The 958-nt window shown below is 66.0% G+C and carries 1 protein-coding gene; it reads right to left on the reverse strand.

What is annotated here, in order from left to right:
* The coding region (locus tag E1298_RS47235) for an AAA family ATPase (RefSeq protein ID WP_131903870.1) at positions 1-958 on the reverse strand (958 nt) is incomplete at both ends.

A 958-nucleotide genomic window follows, 5' to 3' on the forward strand; every position in this document is an offset into this window, starting at 1 on the left:
ACCCGGTTGAGGAACTCGGGCCGGAAGTGCTGCTTGAGCTCCTCGGCCACCTTGGACTTCATCCGGTCGTAGGAGCCCTGCTCGTCGTTTTGGCGCTGGAACCCCATCCCCTGACCCTTGGAGATGTCCTTGGACCCCAGGTTGGTGGTCATGATGATCACCGTGTTCTTGAAGTCCACCACCCGCCCCTGCGCATCGGTGAGGCGGCCGTCCTCCAGGATCTGCAGCAGCGAGTTGAAGATGTCGGAGTGCGCCTTCTCGATCTCATCGAACAGCACCACCGAGAACGGCTTGCGGCGCACCTTCTCGGTCAGCTGCCCACCCTCCTCATACCCGACGTAGCCGGGCGGCGACCCGAACAACCGCGACACCGTGTGCTTCTCCATGAACTCCGACATGTCCAGCTGGATCAGCGCGTCCTCGTCCCCGAACAGGAACTCCGCCAGCGTCTTGGACAGCTCGGTCTTCCCCACACCGGAGGGGCCGGCGAAGATGAACGACCCGCCCGGCCGCTTGGGGTCCTTGAGCCCGGCGCGGGTGCGGCGGATCGACTGCGACAGCGCCCGGATCGCGTCCTCCTGCCCGATCACCCGCTTGTGGAGCTCGTCCTCCATCCGCAGCAGCCGGGTCGACTCCTCCTCGGTCAGCTTGAACACCGGGATCCCGGTCGCGGTCGCCAGCACCTCGGCGATCAGCTCATCGGTGACCTCGGCGACCACATCCATGTCACCGGCCTTCCACTCCTTCTCCCGCTGCGCCTTCTGCCCCAGCAGCTGCTTTTCGGAGTCGCGGAGCGCGGCGGCCTTCTCGAAGTCCTGGGCGTCGATCGCCGATTCCTTCTCCCGGCGCACATCGGCGATCTTCTCGTCGTACTCGCGCAGGTCCGGCGGCGCGGTCATCCGCCGGATCCGCATCCGCGACCCCGCCTCATCGATCAGATCGATCGCCTTGTCCGGCA

The organism is Actinomadura rubrisoli (genome assembly GCF_004349215.1).
Classification (GTDB): Bacteria; Actinomycetota; Actinomycetes; order Streptosporangiales; family Streptosporangiaceae; genus Spirillospora; species Spirillospora rubrisoli.